Genomic DNA, 21,440 nt, shown 5'->3' with positions numbered 1-21,440 from the left:
AGTCTCCGGCATATGCGATCAGGCTACCTCGAAAGCGGCTTTGACGAGCCGTTCCGTGTAAGCGGTTTTGGGATTGGACAGAACTTCGTTGACGGGACCCTCTTCCATGATCTTGCCGTGCTGCATGACAATCACGCGGTGGCATAGCGCCCGCACGACCTTGAGATCGTGCGAGATGAAGAGGTAGCTGAGGCCCCGTTCGCGCTGCAGCTTGCGCAGCAGTTCGATGATCTGCGCCTGGACCGAGAGGTCCAGCGCCGATGTCGGCTCGTCGAGCACGATGAATTCGGGCTCCAGCGCGATGGCGCGGGCAATGGCGATGCGCTGGCGTTGGCCGCCGGAAAACTCATGCGGGAAGCGCGACAGGATATTGTCCGGCATGCCGGCGCTGACCAGCGCATCGCGCACCCGTTCGATGCGGTCGTTCTTGGTGACGCCGATGCTGTTGACGATCAGCCCTTCCTCGATGATCTGGCCGATCGTCATGCGCGGATTGAGCGATGAGAAGGGATCCTGGAACACGACCTGCATGCGCGAGCGCAAAGGCCGCATCTCCGATCGCGACCTGCCGTGGATAGGCTGGCCATCGAAATGGATCTCGCCGCTGGTGGCATTGTTGAGCCTGAGCAGCGCCTCGCCGAAGGTCGTCTTGCCGGATCCGGATTCGCCGACCAGCCCCAGCGTTTCGTGGCGGCGAAGGCTGAGGTCGAGACTGTCGACGGCGACGAGCTCGCGCCAGTCAGGCTTGAAGAAGGTGCCATGCCGCAGCATGAAGGACACGCGAACGCGTTTGGCATCGAGAATGATGCCGGACCCTTCCGGCAGCGGATTGGCCTGGCCGCGCGGCTCGGACCCAAGCAGGTGCTGTGTGTAGGGATGCTGCGGATTGGCGAAAAGCCTCTCCGTCACATTGTGCTCGCACATCGCCCCGTGCTGCATGACGTAGACATAGTCGGAGAACTTGCGCACCACGGTCAGGTCGTGGGTGATCAGGATCACCGCCATCCGCAATTTCTGCTGCAGGTTGCGAATGAGGTTGAGGATCTGCGCCTGGACGGTGACGTCGAGCGCTGTCGTCGGCTCGTCGGCGATCAGCACGTCCGGATCGTTGGCTAAAGCCATGGCGATCATCACACGCTGCCGCTGGCCGCCGGAAAGCTGATGCGGATACTGTTTCAGCCGCGCCGCGGGGTCGGGGATCTGCACCTGCTGCAGAAGTTCGAGCGCGCGTGCCTCTGCCTGCCTGCGGCTCGTCTTGCGATGCACCCGTATTGCTTCGACGATCTGGCTGCCGATCGTGTAGATCGGGTTGAGCGAGCTCATCGGTTCCTGGAAGATCATCGAGATGCGGTCGCCGCGCAGTTTGCGCCGGGCTCGCTCGGAAAACTTCAGGATGTTTTGCCCATCATATTCGACGGTCGATTTGGGCGACACGACCGCGCGCTTCGACAACAGGCCCATGACGGTGCGCGCCGTCACCGATTTGCCCGACCCGGATTCGCCGACGATGGCGATGGTCTCGCCACGATAGAGCTGGAAGGAGATGTCCTTGACGGCCTGGACCATGCCGTCCTCGACCTTGAAGTCGACGGCGATGCTGCGGGCATCGATGACAGGGTTTTCCGAACGCCCGGCATGGTCGAGCCGGACAGGCGGTGCGAAGGCATTGACGAGCGCGACAGCCATCACATGCCCCTCAATAAGGATCGACTGCATCGCGCAGCCCATCGCCAAGCGCGTTGAAGGCGAAAACGGTAACAAGCACGAAGCCGACAGGGGCGAGGATCCAGGGATAGGTGCCGATGACCGAGTACGTGGCGGTGTCCTGCAGCATCAGCCCCCATGAGATCAGCGGCGGCTTCACGGCGAAACCGAGAAAGCCCAGGAATGATTCAAGCAGGACCACACTCGGGATCGCCAGCGTGACGGCGACGATGACGTGGCTCATCACGTTGGGAAAAATGTGCTGCATGATAATGCGGCGGTCGGTGGCGCCGACCGCCATTGCCGCGCGAACATAGTCGATGCGGGCAAGCGCCAGCGTCTTGCCGCGCACTTCGCGCGACATCTGCGCCCAGCCGAGCGCCGACATGATGACGATCACGAAGGCGAGGAAGACATTGGTCGGCGCCGTCACTGGGACAAGCGATGTCAGCGCGAGGTAAAGCGGCAATTGCGGGAAGGCGAGCACCAGTTCGACGAAGCGCTGTACCCAGACATCGAACGTGCCGCCGAAATAGCCCGACACCATGCCGACTGTGGTGCCGATCACGGTGACGATGAAGACCACGGTCAGTGCGATCATCAAGGAGATGCGCGAGCCATAGATGGCGCGGGCCAGCACGTCGCGGCCGAATTTGTCGGTGCCGAGGAAATGCACCGGCTGGCCGTCGGTCGAGCCGAAGAAGTGCCGGTTCGCGGGGATCAGGCCAAGCAGCCTGTAGTCGGCGCCCTTGACGAAGAAGCCGAGCAGCCGCGGATGGTCATAGGCCGGTCCGACGACCGGCTGGAAGGTGACGGGGTCAAGTTCCTCGGAATCCGCCAGCGCATAGACGCGCGGCTGGAAGACGAAATTGCCGTCCTTGTCATGGAAGCTCATCACCTGCGGCGGGGCGAAACCGACATCGGTGATCTTGGGGTCCATGGGTGCGAAGAAATCGGCAAACACCGCCATCAGCACCAGCAGCACGACCAGGATGAGCCCGGCCATGCCGGTCCAGGATCGTTTCAGGCGGCGCCAGACGAGCGCGAGATAGCTCTCATTGCCGTGCGGCCGTTTCTCTTTCTCGACCGATATTTCGGGCGGTGGCGGCAGCGAGGGCTCGCGGGCAAGCATCTCAGGTCCCTCCGTACTGGCGGACACGGGGGTCGAGCAGGGCGAGCAGCATATCGGCGATGATGTTGCCGACGATCAGCGTCGCCGACAGCACCATCATGAAGGTCGCGGTGACATAGACGTCGCCGACCGCCATCGAACCGACGATCGCCGGGCCGACGGTCGGCAGCGCGAAGATGATCGCGGTCTCGATCTCGCCGGTGAGCATGTAGGGCAGCACCACGCCCTGATACATGACCAAAGGATGCAGCGCATTGGGCACCGCATGGCGCATGACCACCGCACTGCCGCTCAGGCCCTTGGCACGGGCGGTCTCGACATATTGCGCGTTCAGCGTGTCGAGCAGATTGCCGCGCATGACGCGCATGTTGTAGGCGAGCCCGCCGAAAGTGGCGATCGCCACGACCGGCCAGACATGTTTGACGAGGTCGACGAACTTCGCCCATGACCACGGCGCGCCGCCATATTGCGGCGAAAAGAAGCTGCCGATCTCGGACACGTTGAACTGGAAGACCAGCAGGTAGACGATGATCAGCGCCATCAGGAAGCGCGGCACCGTCATGCCGAGGAAGGCGACAGCCGACAGCGCGCTGTCGATCCAGCTGTACTGCCTGGTCGCCGCCCAGATGCCGAATGTGATGCCCAGCACCGAAGCTAACAGGTGGCAGACAAGCGCCAGCAGCAAGGTGCGTGGCAGGCGTTCGCCGACCACGTCGGCGACCGGCTTGTTGTAGTAGAGGCTGTAGCCGAAATCACCGCGGGTGACGATGCCGGTGATCCAGTTGAAATACTGGACCGGCATCGGCTTATCGAGACCGTGCTCGACCCGGTAGGCCTGCGCCTGGGCGTCGGCCTCGGCGAAGGAGGCTCCGCCCTGGTTGATGAGCTGCGAACGGATGTAGTCGGCGTAGTCGCCGGGCGGCGCCTGGATGATGGCGAAGGTGACCAGGCTCAGGATGACGAGAACCGGTATTGCGGATGCTATGCGTATCATCAGGAATCGCAGCATCGGACCGTTTCTCCTCCTTGCATTCGGGTTCAGGTATCCTTGTCCCCGGCCGCGCCGCAGCGCGGCCGGGGACCTTCGCAGTCAGGGAGGAAACTCAGTTCGTCGTACCCTTGTCCCCGGGCTTTCCGGGCAATTGCTCGGGGAACAGTTCGTATTTCTGCTGCTTGTCGGCGGCGACAAAGACCCGCTCGCGGACGATCGAGTCCTCGGCCCAGTTGAACATGAAGATCGGCGTTCCCTGGGGAATGTTCGAGAAGCGCTTGTTGATGATCAACGCGCCGGGATATTCGGTCAGCCCGACGTTGTAGACGTGTTCTGTCGAGATCTTCTGGAACTTCTTCATCAGGCTGGCGCGCTCGTCATTGTCCTCAGACGAGACGAACTTGTTGACGATGTCGACGAGGTCCTTTTCGAACGGCATCAGATCGACCTCGCCATTCTCTGGTGCGCGGTGGTTCCAGCTGGTCTTCGGGCCGACAGGAGCCAGTTGCTCGGTGTTCTGCACGACCGACGTCAGCTCTTGGTCATTGCGCCTTACCAGCCAGTCGAAGCGGCCGGAATATTGCGAGGCGTCGCGCTGGGTACCGTTCAACCCGTTCAGAACCACCCGAAGCCCGAGCTTTTCCATCTGGCCGACGACACCTTCGGCAAGGCTCTTGTCGGTGGTGTAGTCGTTGTTGACCAACATGACGATCTCGACATTTTTGCCGCCGGCGGTGCCAGCCGGGAAATTGACGAAGCCGTCGCCATCCGTGTCCTTCAGGCCTGCCTTAGCGAGTTCCGCCTTGGCGCCTTCGAGATCGAATGGATAGTAGACGGTCGAATTGCGGTCATAGAAGCTGGTGCCCGAGGAGAAGCCGCCCGGATAGATCGCTGTGAAAGGACCCTTGACCAGCGAGTCGCCGAGCGCCTTGCGGTCGAGCGCCATGGTGACGGCCTTGCGGAAGTCCTCGTTGCGGTTCAGTTCGCGGATTGCCTGGCCGCGTTCATCTGGGTTGCCCCAGCCATTGGTCGAGAAATTCATGCGCAGATTGTAGCCGATCAGGCGCGGGCCGAAGGCAAGGCGGGCCGGCGCATCCTTATCCGCCGCACGCTTCAGCGAGGCGACGAAGTTCTCAGGCTGTTCGAGGTTGGAGACGTCGGCTGAGCCCGCCACCGCCTGAACGTCGCGGTCGGCCCAGGTCGATAGCTTGTAGTGCAGTTCATTGAGATAAGGGAGCTGGTTGCCCTTCTCGTCGACCTTCCAGTAGTAGGGATTGCGGCGCATGACGACGATGTCGTCAGGGCGGTATTCAACCGGCACCCAGGCGCCCATCACGGGAATGTTCATGTATTCCGGCGGGAAGGCGTTCTTGAACTGCTCGTAGGTGTTCTTCGAGTATTTCGGATGCTGCGGCTTCAGAATGTGCGCGGGGCCGGGGCAGAATGTGCCGTAGGCCATGGCATAGAGGTACTGCTTCGGGAAGGCGTCCTTGAAGGTCCATTCGACGGTGTAGTCGTCGATCTTCTTCAGCGTCGTGCCGACGCCGAAGGTTTCCTGCGTCGCGCCATTGAGCGGCGAGACGTTGGGGTCGACGACTTCGTCGTCCCAGTAGAACATGACGTCGTCGGCATTGAAGGGAACGCCGTCCGACCATTTCGCGCCTTCGATCAGATGCATGGTCAGCTTGTGGCCGTCCGTCGACCAGTCCCAGCTCTTGGCCAGGTTCGGCAGCGGCTCGGTGTCCTTGGCCTCGACCTGGAACAGCGGCGCGGTGCGGGTCAGGCATTCGGAAAGGCCGATATCGATGCCGCCCCAGCCTTGCGTCTGGCCGGCGCCATAGTTCCAGCCTTCCGGCCGGCCGCCGATGACGTGGCGCATGGTGTCGCCATAGACGCCGATGCCGTCCGGCATGTTGCCGGTCTTGAAGACCAGCGGCTCCTTCGGTAGGCGATCCTTGACGGGCGGCAGCTTGCCGGCCTTGACGTATTTCTCGGTGACCCAGTCGGGTTCGTGGTACTCGGGCAGCGCCTTGAACTCCAGAATGGAGTCGCGCGCGACATATTTGATTTTCCCTTCGGCGGGGAATTGCGCCGGCGCCGGCGGCACGGTCGGTTCGGATGCGTAGGCACTCAGCGCGGTGGCGGATACGCTCAGCGCCAGCCCTGCCAAAATGCTGATGTTGCGGAAGTTCCTCATCGTCTTTCCTCCCATTTGTTGGGAGCGTGCTTTACGCCGCTCCATTTCTGCTCGAGCGATTTGCATGCCGTGCGGCTTCGGTCTTCCTCCCGGAAATTCGCCGCTGCGCAAAACTCAGACGGCCTGCTTCAGCGCCGCCTTTTCGGCGCGCAATTCCTCGATCGAGCGGACGTCGCGCCGCGCGGCACCTGCCCAATCCCTGGTCCGGACTATGGATTTCGAGAGCCGCTCCTTGGCTGCCGGAATTGCATCCGCGTATTGCGGCAGCCAGCGGGCCTGGGCGACGACCATCTCGTCGACCATCTGCCAGACTTCCTCCGGCGTCGACACGGCGCCAACCAGCGGATCATGCAGCACTGCGAGCTTGAGCAGGTCGATGTCGCCGCTGATCGCCGCATGCACCGACATGCGCTGGACGTTGATCGAGGAAATGCAGGTGGCGGCGCAGGCTTCCGGCAGCGTGATGCCCGAGGTCATGTTGATACCGAAGCGATCGACGAAACCAGGCGACTCGATGATCGCGTCCTGCGGCAGGTTGGTGATGACGCCATTGTTCTTGACGTTGAAATGGCCGCGATAGACGCGGTTCGTCTCCAGCGCCTCCAGAATGTGGCTGGCATGCTCGTTGGAGCGCTTGGCAGGGTCGATCGGCTTCGATGCGGCCTCGAGAAACTGCGGGAATTCCGTCTCGAACCAGTTTCGCGTTTCGGTCGAGTAGCGGAGGTAGCCACCGGTCTCACCATGGATCCAGTCGGACATGTCGATCCAGCGGGTGATTTCATCCGGCCGCTTGCGATACCAAGGCAGATATTCGGACAGGTGACCATTGCTTTCGGTCGAATAGACACCGAAGCGCTTCAGGACGTCGATGCGCAGCTTTTCCTGCTGCGAATAGACCGGATGCGCCTCGAAAGCGGCGACCAGCTCGTCCTTGCCGATCCTACGGCCGTTGAGGCGCAGATCGATGAACCAGGTCTGGTGGTTGATGCCGGAGCAGATGTAGTCGAGTTCGCTGTGGGATTTGGCGCCGAGCACTTCGGCGATCTGTTCGGCGCCGTGCTGGACACCGTGGCAAAGGCCGACCGTATCGACCTTGCCATATTCGATCGCCGCCCAGGTATTCATGGCCATCGGGTTGGCATAGTTCAGGAATTTCGCGCCAGGCTCGGCAAACTCGCGAATGTCCTTGCAGAAATCGAGAATGACCGGAATGTTGCGCTGGCCGTAGAGGATGCCGCCGGCGCAGATCGTATCGCCGACGCACTGGTCGATGCCATATTTCAAGGGAATGCGGATGTCGTCGGCATAGGCTTCGAGCCCGCCGACTCGCACGCAGCTGATCACGTAGCGGGCGCCTTCGAGCGCCTCGCGACGGTCGGTAGTCGCCGTGACCCTCGTGGGTAGTCTGTTGGCTTCGACGATCCGGTCGAGGATCGCCTTGATCATCTGGAGGTTGTGGTCGCTGAGGTCGGTCAGCGCGAATTCGATATCCTGGAATTCGGGAACGCACAGGATGTCGGTGAAGAGCTTCTTGGTGAAGCCGACGCTCCCCGCGCCGATGATAGCGATCTTGAAACTCATCTGCCTGGCCTCGACCTGATCGAAAGAAGTTGGGCAAGGGCGGCGAAAAGAGGTCCGATCCACATGCCGGGGCATGTGGCCAAGACAAGCCGGAATCCGGCGTCTCCTCCTGTCCGTTCCTCGACCGCTATTTGTTTTGCACTGCGGTTTGTTTTGCTTTTCGTAACGCATTATGCGCCTAATCGAGCAAGCGACCAGAGAAGGATTATGCTTTCAGGGGTAATTTTGTGCTGCGAAAGCTGATCGACACTGGGCCGTCGGCCAGGACAGTCTCGCTGCCGCGCGGCCGCCAGCGCCTGCACACTATGCCGACGAGCTCCGGCTACGAAGTGCGCGAGAACGAGGTCTATGACTGGGACGGGCGCAAGCGTGGCCAGACGCCGTTTACGGTGCTCCAGCATACGATCAGCGGCACTGGCCGGCTGCGCTACGAGAGCCGGAATTACCGCCTGCAAAAGGGCGATACGCTGCTGGTCCTGGTGCCGCACAACCACCGCTATTGGCTCGCCAAGGGCGAACGTTGGGAATATTTCTGGATCTCGATGAACGGCGAGGAGGCGCTGCGCATCCACAAGTCGATCCTTTCCGCGGTTGGTCCGGTGCTGCGGCTGCAGCCGTCGACGATCGATCATCTCGCCGATTGCAGCGTGCGCCTGATCACGGGAGCGGTCACGCCCGGAGCTGCGTCGGCCGTGGCCTACGAGGCGGCGATGGCGCTCTATGACGATGTCTTCGGCTCGCATGCCTTTGCCGACGAGAAGAGTGCCATGCAGCCGGTGGTCGACCACATCAAGGCCAATCTCGACAGGCCGCTCCGCGTTGCCGATCTCGCCGAGATCAGCGGGCTGAGCCGCGCGCATTTCTCGCGCTGCTTTGCCGAGAGCGAAGGCATTCCGCCCGCCGAATTCGTGCTGCAGCAGCGGCTGCAGCGGGCGGCGAAACTCTTGACGAAAGCCGATTTCCTGCCGGTGAAGGAGGTGGCCATCATGTGCGGATTCGAAGACGCCAACTACTTTTCGAAAGTCTTCCGCCGCTTGTACGGCACCAACCCGACGCAATTCCGCACCACCGGCATGTATGCCAGCATGGGAAACCACCGTTAGATGGGATGTCCATCCAAGCCGCAGTCGCGATGCACAGATTGCACCGACTCGTGACCACAAAAAGTGCTGGCGGCCCAATCCTTATGCATTCGAGGCAATGAGGGCGGCCGGACAGCCTGCGTGTTAAGTTCCTGGTAACTCTCCTAAGTCGACGACCAAATAAGGGGTTGGCTTCTCTTGCTTGCCATAGATGCTAGGGCCGGCATCGAAGCGAGACGAGGAGACCAGAATGGCCACCGTCCTGAACGCCAAGGGAGTCGCACTCCCCTACAGCGGGTCCTCGACAAAGTGGTACTCGGCGACGAATTCCGGCCCGGCACTTTATGGCAGCATCTACAACGACTCGATCTACGGCGACGCTAGCGTCAGCGTCACGATGTATGGCGGCAAGGGCGACGACATTTACTATCTGTATTCCACGAAGAACATGGCGGTCGAACTGGCCAATGAGGGTGTCGACACCATCTCGACCTGGATGAGTTACAGGCTGCCAGCGAATTTCGAGAACCTGACGGTCACGGGCGACAAACACTATGCTTTCGGAAACGCGGCGAACAACATCATTACCGGCGGCTCCGGCCAACAGACACTTGACGGCTTGAAGGGCGATGACGTTCTCAAGGGTGGATCCGGGGCGGATATTTTCGTCGTGGCTCCCGGCAACGGCAGTGACCTGATCCTGGACTTTGGCGCTACGGATACTGTGCGTGTCGGGAGCTACGGCTTCAACTCGTTCGAGCAGGTGCAGGCCAACATGGTCCAGTCGGGAGCAAACGTCCGGCTTAACCTGTCCGACACCGAGTTTCTCGTCTTCGCCAACAAGACCGTCGACCAGTTCACCGCAAGCCAGTTCGATCTGGCCCTCGACAGGTCGCATCTGGAACTCACCTTCGCGGACGAGTTCAACACGCTGAGCCTGTGGAACGGCTCGAGCGGCACCTGGGACTCGAACTTCTGGTGGGGAGGCGCGAACGGCAGCTCGCTCACGGGCAACAATGAGCTTCAATGGTATATCGATACCAGCTACGCCCCGACGAGTACCGTCAACCCGTTCAGCGTCAATGACGGTGTTCTCACGATTACCGCTGCCCGGGCTCCCGAGGCGATCAAGCCTTATATAAACAACTACCAATACACCTCAGGCTTGCTGACGACCTACGAATCCTTCGCACAGACCTACGGCTATTTCGAAATTCGGGCCGACATGCCCGAAAAGCAAGGCGTATGGCCGGCCTTCTGGCTTCTGCCGGAGGACGGTTCCTGGCCACCGGAACTGGATGTCATAGAGATGACCGGTCAGGATCCAAACAAGCTCCTTTTGACAAGCCACTCGAACGAGACGGGAAGTCAAACGACAGTGGCCTCGACGGCCTTTGCCGCGAATACAGAAGGGTTCCACACATACGGGGTGCTGTGGACAGAAGACGAACTCGTCTGGTATTTCGACGACGTCGAAGTTGCCCGTGCGGCAACGCCTGCCGACATGCACGACCCGATGTACATGCTGGTCGATCTGGCGGTTGGCGGCATAGCGGAAACGCCCGCCGACGGGCTCGCGACGCCAGCGGAAATGAAGATCGACTATATCCATGCCTACGCGCTGAGCGATTGGTTTGTCTAGAGCGGTTCAGCTTTGATAGAATCGCCGACCCGCTCTAACTCTTTGTTTTTACGCAATTCCGGACGGAAAATCGCTGCGCACTTTTCCTGGGAATTGCTCTAAAGCGCGTCGCATCCAAACGGATTCATGCGACGCGCTTTAGCTTCTTGTTTCTATGCACTCGTTGTCGCAAAACGCTGCGCATGCGGCTTGGGATGAAGTTTCTCAGTGGGCCAATGATGTCCGAGGCTCATCGGCGCGGACGGTGTCCGTACCGACATCCAGCAGATCCTCGGTCGATCCATCCATTTCACCATTGAGAACCTTATGTGCCCGAACGCGGTCGATATCGCCTTCCCACGCAGCGATGACAACGGTCGCAACGCAGTTGCCGATGAGATTGCCAAGCGCGCGGGCCATGCCCATGAACCAGTCGACGGACAGCACGAGCACCAGGCCGATCGCCGGGATCACGGGCACAGCCGATAGTGTTGCGGCCAGAACCACGATTGCCGAACCGGGCACGCCGTGGGCGCCCTTGGATGTAAGCAGCGCGATGCCGAGAACAACCAGAAGATCGGAGGTGGAAAGTGGTGTGTTCGTCGCCTGCGCGATGAACACGGCGGCCAAGGTAAGGTAGATCGAGAAGGCGTCGAGATTGAACGAATATCCGGTCGGAATGACAAGACCTACGGTCGAGTCCTTGATGCCCATATTCTCCAGCTTGCGCATCACCTGTGGCAGGACACTGTCTGACGATGCCGTACCCAATACGATGGTCAGTTCTTCGCGCAGATAGGCAAGGAACTTGATGAGGCTGAATCCGGCCATCCTCATGATCAGGCCCAGTATGCCGAAGACGAATATGATGACGCTGGCGTAGAACAGGGCGACAAGATAGCCGAGTTGCTGCAGCGAGCCGATCCCGTATTTCCCGACCGTGAAGGCGATGGCACCGAACACGCCGATGGGCGCAAGTTTGACGATAAAGCCTATGATCTTGAACAGAACGTCGGTGATGATCTCGATGATATTGACGACCGGCCGTCCGCGTTCGCCGAGCAGGCAGAGACCCGCACCGAACAACAGGGCAATCAACAGGACCTGCAAGATATCGCCTTTTGTGAAAGCATCGAAAATGGTCGTCGGGATGATGCGCATGAGGACGTCCACGGTGCTCGTGACTTGTCCGACCTTATCGGTATAGGAGCCGAGGGCGCCTGCATCGAGCTTCGAGGGATCGATGTTCATGCCGGCGCCGGGCGCGAAGAAATGAGCAATGAGGAGGCCCATGACCAGAGCCACGGTCGTGACCGCCTCGAAATAGAGGATGGCCTTTACTCCGACGCGGCCGACTTTCCGCAGGTCGCCCGCGCCGACGACACCATGGACGACGACGCCGAACACGAGCGGTGCGATAATCATCCTGATGAGCTTGATGAAGCCATCACCAAGCGGCTTCAATTGGGTTGCGAATTCCGGCCAGGCGACACCGACGACAACGCCAAGCAGTAGGGCGACCACGACCTGTCCGAACAGGGATTTCATGAGATTTGGCATGCTCTCCTCCATGGAGGCCAGTCATATGGCTGGCAGATTTATCGAGGGCTCGAGAAGCTTTGACCGTAGGCAGGGGCGTTTGCCGCCAATTGGCAGCTGCGTCCGGCCGACACTCGCTCCGGTTCCTCGGTTCCCATCCTGATTCGAAGATCAGGTTTTTTCTATTTTGCGAATTTTTGTCGATGGAGTGCAATATGTCCAATATATTGTTCGGCTAGTTCTATATGAAAAAGATATAAAACATGGGAGCCCGGCATGGAGCTGCGTCATCTGCGATATTTCGTGGCCCTGGCCGAAGAGCTGAGCTTTACGGCGGCGGCCGCACGAATGAACATTTCGCAGCCGCCACTCAGTCAACAGATCAAGGATCTTGAGAGGGGAGGTGGGCACGGTGTTGTTCGAGCGCACGAGCCGCAGGGTCAAGCTGACGCCCGCCGGCATAAGCTTTCTTGTGAATGCCCGCACGATACTTACCGGGGTCGAGCATGCCGCAAAGGACGCGCGCGACATCGGTGCAGGACAGGTCAGCGTGATCAATGTCGGCACGACCGGTTCAGTTCTACTTGGGCCGTTGGCTGAACTCATCGCGATTTTTGGCAAGCGCTATCGGGACGTGGTCATCCGCATTCATGAAATGGGCCCCCAGGCGCAGCAGGCGGCTTTGCTGGCCCGTCGCATTGATGTCAGCTTCATTCGGCGACCGCCCCATGAAGCTGATTTGATCACGCGGCTCGCCTGGCATGAAAATGTCGGTGTCGTTCTGCCGGCGGCGCATCGGCTGGCTGTTTATGATCAGCTTCCGCTGTCCGCGCTGAAGAATGAAAGTCTGGTGTTCCTGAGATTGAGCGATTCACGGTTCGCGAGATATCTGAGGGATTGCTGCATCGAAGCCGGATTCACGCCGCAGATTTCGCACGAGGTCGTCGAATCCTATTCGCTGACCAGCCTGGTTGCTGCCGGCCTCGGCATCGCGCTTGTGCCGGAATGCGTTCAAAAGCTATCGCGGCCGGGAGTCGTGTACCGGCCTCTTGACGCTCCGGCCCCTACGGCGGACGTTCAGATCATGTATCGTCCGGACCGGTCGGAAGCGATCGAGCGGCTTATCGGCTTGGCTGGCGAGGTTCTCAATCCAGGCCCGCCACCTGGGGAGATCACCTCAAGATAGCCAGCGAAAGCCTGTATTGGCGCCCTCGTATTCGAATCTCACATTCGCTTTGAACACGTGGTGCTGAGGTGTTGCCCTGACGCTGTAATGCCGAGAGCATCCAGCCGGTCGCGACACGGCAAGGCCGGGTCAATGGCGGGACCAGGGTCCCGGAAACGCCTTGACATAAATTGGTATCCATTTGGTATACTGGGCAGCCGACGGATTCTTGCACCACGAACCAGGCCCTTTAAGGCCTCCCATAACCGCGAGGCGACAGAGAAGAGAAAAATGGCAGATTTTACCGGAAAGAACGTCGTTGTGACCGGCGGCGCCGGCGGCATCGGTGAAGCGACAGCATTGGGCTTCGCGCAAAAGGGCGCCAATGTGATCATCATCGATTGGTCGCAAGATGCCCTGGACAGGCTATGGAACGGTTGCGCGCAAAGGGTACGGTCTCAAGCGTCGCCCTCGACGTCACCGATCGCGACGCCGTCGAGGCCGCCTTTGAGAAGATCGAGGAGATTGGCGGCACGGATGTCCTGGTGACCAGTGCGGCCATCGTCAAGACCGGGGCCATCCTGGATTTCGAACCACGCGACTGGGAGCGCATTCTCTCGGTCAATCTGACCGGCACCTTCAATTGTTGCCAGTTCGCCGGCCGGCAGATGGTGGCCAAGGGCGAGGGGCGTATCATCACCGTCAGTTCGGTGAACGGCCAGATTGCCAATACCGGACGTGGCGCCTATTCCTGCAGCAAGGGCGCTGTCGACATGTTGACGCGCCTGCTGGCGGCGGAACTCGGCGACAAGGGTGTGACCGCCAATGCCGTCGCACCAACGCCTGTCGATACGCCGATGATCCTGCAGGTGCATGGGCCGAAGGACCGAGCGATCTGGGATGCGCAAATTCCCGCAAGGCGGTACGCAAAGCCCGAAGAAGTTTCGGCAGCCATCCTTTTCCTGGCCTCTCCGGCAGCCGCCTATATCAACGGTCACATTCTGAATATCGACGGCGGCTTCATGGCGTCTGGCGTCCTCATTCGCTAGGCGCTGCGAAACCCGCACACCCGGGCCGGTATAGGCCAGGCGTTCAATTTGTCAGCGCGGCAACGTCCACAAGTCGCATTGCGGTGGGGTTTCAACTTCCGCCGACCGAGGGTCTTGCGGTGACCTGCAGGTCGCTTGTCTCGCAAATCCGATTAGAATAGCCCTTTCAAAGGCAGTCACGCATTGGCACGCAGAACAATTCAAGAGGCAGTGAATTCAATGACCGAACGGGATGCTTGGAAAGTGACGCGTGAACTGCGCGACGCGATCTTGCGGCTGGAACTGCGTCCTGGTCGAAGCCTCGACGAGGCAGCACTTGCCGAGGCGTTGTCGGTTTCGCGCACACCGGTACGTGAAGCCATCATCCAGCTGATCGCTGACGGACTGGTCGTGCGCGAAGGGCGTTCTGCAAAGGTGGCGCCCCTCGACTTCGATGATTTGCCCAAGCTCTATGACGCCCTGTTGATCGCCAGCCGCATGGTGCACCGCCTTGCGGCCCAAAACCGCACGGACGAGGATTTGAAGCGGATCACCGAGCAGATGGAACTGTTCAAGGACGCGGTGGCCTCCGGTGATGGCGTCGGCCGCTCCGAAACCAATTTCTCGTTTCACATGGCGATCGCCAAGGCTGCGGACAACCGGCATTTCTCCGCCTTCTATGAACAGACTTTGATTGGCTCCATTCGAATTGCGCGCGCCTGCTTCGTCAGCGCCGCCAATGAAGACGAAAATGACGTTCGACTGCACCTCGCCGAAACCGTGCGCCAGCATGATCTGATATTCGACGCCATAAAGGCGCATGATGCCGAGCGTGCCGACGAATACGCCACGCTGCATCACAACCTGACCAAACAGCGCATCAAACGAATAATGTTTTCGGGCGCGCCGGTGTTGAACGGAAAGCTAGATCTCGCGGTGGAATGGAATCTCCCCTGAGAGCCATTGCAGGAACAGCGTCGCGGACCGCGAGAGCCGGCGCTGTTGATTGGGAACCACATGCAGGGCAACCGGCAGGATTTCCCCTGCGCCGAATGGCGCTACCAGCCGCCCCGAGGTGAGGTAGGCCGCCGCATAGGTCGACATGACGGCCGTAATGCCGCCAGCGCACGCTGCAATCTCCAATGCCGCTGCCGCATTGTCGGCCTTGATCGGCGCCTTTTGTAGCGCGACGACCATGTTTTCCTGCTTCGCCCAAAGATCCAGTAACTGCATCCTGCCCTGCACATAGACGAGCCGGGCGGCGTTGAACCAGTCTGCACTGGGTCGCGCGCCGGCCTGGCGAGCGGTCTCGGGGTCGCAGAGAAGCATCAGTCGTTCTTCTCCCAATTGCACGGCACCCGTTAGCGGCTGCAACGGATCGAGCGCCAGAATGCTGAGATCCGCCAGTTCCACGTTGGGGTCGGTCCAGATCGTGCTGTTCAGCCGCACCTCGATCCGCGGATGGGCGGCGGAAAAGCGACCCAGATGCCGCGCAAGCCACAGTGTGACGAAGCTGAGCGGGGCTGAAACCGTCACGCTGGTCTGCGCCTGTGCGCCCAGCAGCCCCTCGGTCGCTGCCTCGGCCCGATCCAGAGCCTCGGCTATTCCGGGCAGATAGGCGGTGCCGACTTCGGTCAACTCCAAACCGTTGCTGCGGCGGTGGAAGAGTGGCCTGGTGAAGAATTGCTCCAGCGCCCGAACCCGTTGGCTGATCGCCCCTTGCGTACAATTCAACTCCTCGGCGGCGCGGGTAAAGCTCAGATGCCGGGCTGCCGCTTCAAAGGCTTCCAGATAGATGAGATGCGGCAGGTTTCGCATGATGAAGACCCTCTTGAGGTTTTCCATGCATTACAAAAACGAGGTCACTGGGTAAAGAACGATTTCTTGCGCCAAGCCGGCCTGGCGGGTTTTCTAAGGCTCGATCCCAGCTGCTGAACCGCAGGAAACCATGCCTTTCTCCTTGCTGAAATACGGTCTGCGCGCCAGGCACGCTTCCTTTCGCGACATTCCTCTGACGCCCGAGCTGAAGCGATCCTACGACGTGGTGGTCATCGGCGGCGGCGGTCACGGTCTTGCGGCGGCTTACTACCTGTCCAACGTGCATGGCATTCGCAATATAGCCGTGCTGGAGAAAGGCTATCTCGCGGGCGGCAATACGGCGCGCAACACCACCACGATCCGCTCGAACTACATGACCGAGGAATCGATCCGCTTCTACAAGGAAGGCGTCGAACTCTTTGAGACGATGTCGCGGGATCTCGGCTTCAACGTCATGTTTTCGCAGCGCGGGCAGCTGACGCTCGCGCATTCCGAAGCGACGCTGCGCAGTTTCCATCTGCGTGCCGAGATGGGCAAGCATGTGGGCACCCGCATCGAAGTGGTCGATGTCCAGACGGTGAAGGAGCTTTGCCCGCATCTGAACCTCGATCTCGGTGGCCAGCACGAAGTGATGGGCGGGCTCTGGCATGCCGACGGCGGCACTGCCCGCCATGATGCCGTGGCATGGGGTTATGCCAAGCATGCCAGCGAGCGTGGCGTGGAGATCCACCAGCGTACCGAGGTCACTGGCTTCGAGCGCGCGGGCGACCGGGTCACCCACGTCAAGACCAACCGCGGCGCGATTGCCGCCGGGCAGGTGCTGCAGGCCGTGGGCGGGCTCAATGGCCAGGTCGCCGCCATGGCGGGCATCCAGCTGCCGATACGCTGCTTCCCACTGCAGGCAATGGTGACGCAGCCGTTGAAGCCATTCCTGCACATACTTGTCTCATCCGCCAATTTGCACACCTATCTGGTGCAATCCTCCCGTGGTGAGGTCGTCATCGGGGGCGGCTCCGACCCTTACCAGCTGGCGTCGACCCGCTCGACGCTGGACCAGAAGGAACATCTCGCCGAAGGCGCGCTGCACCTCTTCCCCTTCCTGCACAAGGTTAAGCTGCTGCGGCAATGGGCGGGGATCACCGACATGACGCCGGATTACAGCCCGATCATGGGAGCCTCACCGCTGCAAAACTACTGGCTCGACTGCGGATGGGGAACGTGGGGCTTCAAGGCGACGCCGGTGGCCGGCAAGCGTATGGCCGAGACCATCGCCAGCGGGCGCGTGCCCGATGTCTTGAAACCATTCGACCTGCGCCGGTTCGACAGCTTTGCGCTGCTGAATGAAATGGGCGCCACGGCCGCCAGCCATTGACGAGGCTTCGATGAAACTTCTGACCTGCCCGGTGAATGGGCCTCGCAACATTACCGAATTTCAGTATCTCGGGCCGGTCCGCGCGGCCAGCGCCGAACAGCCCGAGCAACTGATCGAGTCCCTGTTCTACGGAGAGAACCCGCTCGGCGTGATGCGCGAATGGTGGCGGCACACCGCGTCCAACACCGTGTTGATCGCCGAACGCCACACCGTGAGCGACCAGATTGTTGCCACCTATCTTCCCAGCCGAAAGCCCGCCTGACATGACCGAACGGTTGCCGCTTCCCTGGGGATCGCGTCTCGATCGCACCCGCAAGATCCGCTTTGAATTCGACGGCCGCGCGCTCGAAGGTTTCGCCGGCGACTGCATTGCCTCCGCCATGGCTGGAACCGGCCGCTGGATCCTGTCGCGCTCATTCAAATACCACCGTCCGCGCGGAATTCTGACCATGGCCGGGCAGGACGCCAACACGCTGGTGCAGCTGCCGGATGAGCCCAATGTCCGCGCTGATCTGCGCCCGATTGCCGAAGGGTTGAAGGTCACTGCCCAGAACGTCAGCGGAACGGCCGAGCACGACCGTGGCGCGGTGCTCGACAGGCTGGGGCGCTTCATGCCCGTCGGATTTTACTATCGCAGCTTCTTTCGCCCCGGCGCGAAGAGTTGGTTGAAATTCTGGGAGCCGATGATCCGTAAGTCGGCCGGCCTCGGCAAGGTCGATCCGGCCGCCGATCACGGCCACTACATCAAGGAAAACCTGCACACCGACGTGCTGGTCGTGGGCGCGGGCCCGGCCGGTCTGTCGGCCGCCATCAAGGCAGCCGAAGCGGGGGCACAGGTGCTGCTGGTCGATCTGAACCCGGAGCTCGGCGGCGCCCTGACCTATGCGCGCTTCGGGCTCGAGACGGCAGAGGCGGAGGCAACCCTGAAGACGCTGCGCGAAGCGGCCGGAAAGCTCGGCAATCTACGGGTGCTGACCGGTGCGACATGCAATGGCTGGTTTGCCGACAACTGGCTTCCGGTGCTGCAGGGCGAGATGCTCTATCGAGTTCGCGCCAAGCAGGTCGTGGTGGCCGCAGGTTCGCATGAACAGCCGCTGGTGTTTCGCAACAACGACCTGCCGGGTATCCTTTTGTCGTCCGCGGCGCAGAGACTGATGCGCCATTATGCGGTTGGTCCTGGCCAGCGCGCCGTGGTCTTTGCCGGCAACCGGGATGGATATCTCACTGCCCTCGACCTTCTCGACGCGGGCGTATCGCTGTTCGCCGTTCTCGATCCCGCCGCCGATGCGTCCGGCAAGATCCTCGCGAAGCGCCTCATCGAGCGCGGCATTCGGATCATCCCGAACGCTACCGTCACGGAAGCATTGGGGACCGGAGGCAATCGCCATATCCGAGCCATCCGCTTCAGCACACCCGAGCGTGGCGCGGAACAGCTGGACTGCGATCACCTGGTGGTCGCGGCTGGCTACACGCCATGTTACCAGCTCCCCCTGCATGCCGGGGCAAAGCTGGGATTTGACGAGGCCAGTCGGCAATTCGTGCTGAGCAATCTGCCGGAAGCGTTTCACGTTGCCGGATCGGCGGCAGGATATTTCGACCTGAAATCGGTGCTGCGCAGCGGCGAGATCGCGGGCGCGGCCGCAGCGCAGGGCGCCGGCCATGTCTGCGTCCACCCGGACGTCATCCCGGATGCCAGTGCGCCGGAGATGAACTGTCTCCAGGAACTATCCCCCCATCCCAAAGGGCGGGATTTCGTGGATTTCGACGAGGATCTGCAGATCAAGGATATCAAGAATGCCGTCAGCGACGGTTATCGCGAGCTTGAACTGGTGAAGCGCTATTCGACCGTCGGCATGGGGCCGTCGCAGGGCCGGCATTCCGCCCTGGCAACGGCCCGGATCGTCGCTCGGGAGACCGGGCGCAAGGTGGGCGAAGTCGGGATCACCACCTCGCGTCCGCCTTTCGGCCCTGAAAAGCTTGGCCTGCTCGCAGGCCCGAACCATGTGCCCTACCGCCATACCGCCATGCATGCCGAACATGTCGCCGGCGGAGCGAAACTGGCACCGGTCGGGGCATGGTGGCGGCCGCTGCACTACGCCGGAAATCGCGACGTCAAGAAAGCGATCCGGGATGAGGTCACGCTTGTGCGCAATCAGGTCGCCATGCTGGATGTCTCGACCTTGGGGAAGCTGGCGATCCGTGGTCCGGATGCCGGCGCGTTCCTCGACCGGATCTATACGATGGCCCATGCCAGGCAGCCGGTGGGGCGCGTCCGCTACTGCCTTATGCTGAACGACATGGGATCGGTCATCGATGACGGGGTGGCTTTCCGCCTGTCCGAGACCGAATTCTATGTGACCGCCACCACCGGCGCCGTCGCCCGCGTCTTTACCGAGATGCTGTTCCTGAACACGCAATGGGGCATGCAGGTCGATATCCAGAACGTCACCGCCGCGTTCGCCGCGATCAATGTCACCGGACCTGCGGCCCGCAAGGTCCTCAAGGCCCTGGGAGGCGACATCGATCTCTCCCCGGACGGCTTCCCCTATCTCAATGGCCGTAGCGGCGTGATCGGCTTGTGCCCGGCTCGAATCATGCGCATCGGGTTTACCGGCGAGTTGAGCTACGAGCTTCACGTGCCGCAATCTTTCGGAGCGGCACTCTGGCGAAAGCTGCTGGAGGCAGGGGCACCCTACGGTCTGCAACCCTATGGGCTGGATGCCTCGCGTATCCTGCGTCTGGAAAAGGGGCATATCATCATTGGGCAGGATACCGATGCACTCTCGACGCCGGATGAGCTGAGCATGGGTTGGGCGCTGTCCAAGACCAAGGCCCGATATGTGGGGAAGACTGCCGTAGAAGCGCGTAGCAAGCTGGGCCTGAAGCGCAAGCTGTGCGGCTTCGAACTGCCCGAAGGGCACGGCATCCGGCTGGCGGAATCCTGCCTCGTGCTGCGGGACGGACGCCCGGTGGGCTTTGTCACATCGACCTGTTTGTCGCCAACCCTGAACAAATGGATCGGGCTCGCCTATGCCGACCCGCGTGATGCGACGCCGGGATCCAGTCTGCGCATACGGGGCCTGTGTGGCAAGGAACTGGAGGCCAGAGTGGTGCCTACCCCATTCTATGATCCCGAAAACCAACGGCAGGAGATGTAAGATGCTTCCGCGCCCCCATCCTGGAGTCTCAGTCGAGATTGAGCCGAGCTTACGCCACAGCGCCTTGGAGCAAAGCCTTGCGCGGAGAGATGCGCTCCCCGGAGCGCATGAGAACGTCGTTTTCGACTGTACCCAGACGGAGCGTTTTGGGCTGCGCGGGCTAGGTACGATGGACTGGCTCGGTGAAGCAGGTCTATCCGCACCCGAGGCGGTGAATACTGCGCTTACCCTGCCTTGCGGCACGTCGGTGTTGCGGCTGGGCCAACAGGAGGTGCTGCTGACGGCGCCTCCCGGTGGCAGCGGCGCGCGGTTGCGCGAGTTGCGCAAGGCCTGGCACGACAGCGAGCTTGCGGCCAAAGGATACGAAGCCTATCGCGACGAGGGCTGGGCGTGGTTCGTGATATCGGGTCCAGCGGCGCCTGCGTTGATGCGGCGGATCTCGATGGCCGATCTGAGGCCGGAGAGCCTGAAACCCGCTCATCTCGCCCAGACCCGCGCCCTGCATCTGGATGCGGTTGTGGCTCGTTTCGACCGTTTTGGCGCGGTGTCCTACGATATCTTCATCGACATCGCCTCGGCGGCGTTTGCGCTGGATGTCCTGACCGAGACCGCGGCGGGAACGGATGCAGGCTTTCAATTGGCGGCTCTTCACCCCGGGCAAGGGACTGTTCGTGGGAGGCGTGACGCTCCCGTTAGCGTTGGCGGAGCTCGGGTTGATCGATGAGTACGAGTTCGTGGTGCAGCCTAGGCTGGCGGGTCACGGGCCGACGCTGTTCGCGGGATTATCGAAGTATGTCGAGTTGAAGCTCGTGGGCCGGCAAGAGTTCGTCTCAGGGGCGGTCGCGATGCGGCATGAGCCTAGAGCGTAACCCGGCTGCCTGCATGCTGGGGAGCTCCTGTGAGACCGAGTGAAGCGAGTCGACACAGGTGTCCGCTTCTGGCGCGAAGCGGTAGTTCCCGGTCTGAACATTGGCGGACAAAGGCGGCACACTGAAATCGTTCGCCCAAATTCAACTGGACCATTGCCATCGAACGGTCATTTATTGTCTATT

16 protein-coding genes and 1 pseudogene are annotated in these 21,440 nt (G+C 61.1%); 10 read left to right on the top strand and 7 right to left on the bottom strand.

The window, feature by feature from the left end:
• Nucleotides 1–18 precede the first annotated feature (18 nt).
• From AC04SI_RS08220 to melA, 5 genes are all read right to left on the bottom strand, one after another.
• Entirely contained in the window at nucleotides 19–1,686 is a 1,668-nt protein-coding gene (locus AC04SI_RS08220) for an ABC transporter ATP-binding protein (protein WP_404276117.1), read from the bottom strand.
• 10 nt (nucleotides 1,687–1,696) lie between these two features.
• Nucleotides 1,697–2,836, bottom strand: coding sequence for an ABC transporter permease (locus AC04SI_RS08215; RefSeq protein WP_488474086.1), 1,140 nt, complete (start codon nucleotides 2,834–2,836; stop codon nucleotides 1,697–1,699).
• 1 nt (nucleotide 2,837) lies between these two features.
• Complete coding sequence (locus AC04SI_RS08210; protein WP_404276113.1) at nucleotides 2,838–3,845, bottom strand: ABC transporter permease; 1,008 nt, start codon at nucleotides 3,843–3,845, stop codon at nucleotides 2,838–2,840.
• Nucleotides 3,846–3,939: 94 nt separating this feature from the next.
• Nucleotides 3,940–6,024, bottom strand: coding sequence for an ABC transporter substrate-binding protein (locus AC04SI_RS08205; protein ID WP_404276112.1), 2,085 nt, complete (start codon nucleotides 6,022–6,024; stop codon nucleotides 3,940–3,942).
• 114 nt (nucleotides 6,025–6,138) lie between these two features.
• A complete protein-coding gene (gene melA / locus AC04SI_RS08200; RefSeq protein ID WP_404276110.1) occupies nucleotides 6,139–7,605 on the bottom strand; it encodes an alpha-glucosidase/alpha-galactosidase in 1,467 nt (488 codons plus the stop codon).
• Nucleotides 7,606–7,910: 305 nt separating this feature from the next.
• Here melA and AC04SI_RS08195 point away from each other — a divergent pair, with 305 nt between their 5' ends.
• Both AC04SI_RS08195 and eglC read left to right on the top strand, forming a co-directional pair.
• Nucleotides 7,911–8,708, top strand: a complete 798-nt coding sequence (locus AC04SI_RS08195; protein WP_404276466.1) for an AraC family transcriptional regulator — start codon at nucleotides 7,911–7,913, stop codon at nucleotides 8,706–8,708.
• A 229-nt stretch (nucleotides 8,709–8,937) separates the two neighbouring features.
• Nucleotides 8,938–10,329: an endo-1,3-1,4-beta-glycanase EglC gene (gene eglC / locus AC04SI_RS08190; RefSeq protein ID WP_404276109.1), complete on the top strand. Its 1,392-nt coding sequence runs from the start codon at nucleotides 8,938–8,940 to the stop codon at nucleotides 10,327–10,329.
• A 204-nt stretch (nucleotides 10,330–10,533) separates the two neighbouring features.
• Here eglC and AC04SI_RS08185 read toward each other — a convergent pair whose 3' ends face one another.
• A complete protein-coding gene (locus AC04SI_RS08185) occupies nucleotides 10,534–11,868 on the bottom strand; it encodes a dicarboxylate/amino acid:cation symporter (RefSeq protein ID WP_488474183.1) in 1,335 nt (444 codons plus the stop codon).
• Nucleotides 11,869–12,123: 255 nt separating this feature from the next.
• Here AC04SI_RS08185 and AC04SI_RS08180 point away from each other — a divergent pair.
• From AC04SI_RS08180 to AC04SI_RS08170, 3 genes and pseudogenes are all read left to right on the top strand, one after another.
• A pseudogene (locus tag AC04SI_RS08180) lies at nucleotides 12,124–13,033 on the top strand (LysR substrate-binding domain-containing protein).
• A gap of 407 nt (nucleotides 13,034–13,440) precedes the next feature.
• Complete coding sequence (locus AC04SI_RS08175; RefSeq protein WP_404276107.1) at nucleotides 13,441–14,061, top strand: SDR family NAD(P)-dependent oxidoreductase; 621 nt, start codon at nucleotides 13,441–13,443, stop codon at nucleotides 14,059–14,061.
• 183 nt (nucleotides 14,062–14,244) lie between these two features.
• Nucleotides 14,245–14,997 carry a GntR family transcriptional regulator gene (locus AC04SI_RS08170; RefSeq protein ID WP_404276105.1) on the top strand — a complete coding sequence of 251 codons (753 nt, stop codon included), beginning with the start codon at nucleotides 14,245–14,247 and terminating at the stop codon, nucleotides 14,995–14,997.
• Here AC04SI_RS08170 and AC04SI_RS08165 read toward each other — a convergent pair.
• Complete coding sequence (locus tag AC04SI_RS08165) at nucleotides 14,965–15,885, bottom strand: LysR family transcriptional regulator (RefSeq protein WP_404276104.1); 921 nt, start codon at nucleotides 15,883–15,885, stop codon at nucleotides 14,965–14,967. The two genes, AC04SI_RS08170 and AC04SI_RS08165, sit on opposite strands and share 33 nt — an antisense overlap.
• Nucleotides 15,886–15,988: 103 nt before the next feature.
• Here AC04SI_RS08165 and AC04SI_RS08160 point away from each other — a divergent pair, with 103 nt between their 5' ends.
• The 5 genes from AC04SI_RS08160 to AC04SI_RS08140 all read left to right on the top strand — a co-directional run bounded on the left by AC04SI_RS08160 (nucleotide 15,989) and on the right by AC04SI_RS08140 (nucleotide 21,257).
• A complete protein-coding gene (locus AC04SI_RS08160) occupies nucleotides 15,989–17,230 on the top strand; it encodes an FAD-dependent oxidoreductase (RefSeq protein WP_404276102.1) in 1,242 nt (413 codons plus the stop codon).
• A gap of 10 nt (nucleotides 17,231–17,240) precedes the next feature.
• Nucleotides 17,241–17,492, top strand: a complete 252-nt coding sequence (locus tag AC04SI_RS08155) for a sarcosine oxidase subunit delta (RefSeq protein WP_404276100.1) — start codon at nucleotides 17,241–17,243, stop codon at nucleotides 17,490–17,492.
• Nucleotide 17,493: 1 nt separating this feature from the next.
• Nucleotides 17,494–20,388 (top strand): 2Fe-2S iron-sulfur cluster-binding protein, encoded by a 2,895-nt coding sequence (locus tag AC04SI_RS08150; RefSeq protein WP_404276099.1) that lies wholly within the window; start codon nucleotides 17,494–17,496, stop codon nucleotides 20,386–20,388.
• 169 nt (nucleotides 20,389–20,557) lie between these two features.
• Nucleotides 20,558–21,112 carry a hypothetical protein gene (locus AC04SI_RS08145; RefSeq protein ID WP_404276097.1) on the top strand — a complete coding sequence of 185 codons (555 nt, stop codon included), beginning with the start codon at nucleotides 20,558–20,560 and terminating at the stop codon, nucleotides 21,110–21,112.
• Nucleotides 21,012–21,257, top strand: a complete 246-nt coding sequence (locus AC04SI_RS08140) for a dihydrofolate reductase family protein (RefSeq protein WP_404276095.1) — start codon at nucleotides 21,012–21,014, stop codon at nucleotides 21,255–21,257. The genes AC04SI_RS08145 and AC04SI_RS08140 overlap by 101 nt, the downstream gene beginning before the upstream one ends.
• Nucleotides 21,258–21,440: the final 183 nt, after the last annotated feature.

It is taken from the genome of Mesorhizobium sp. CNPSo 4689, from assembly GCF_057784325.1.
Note: the sequence above shows the minus strand (reverse complement) of the source record. Positions and strands in the feature narration are given on the sequence as shown.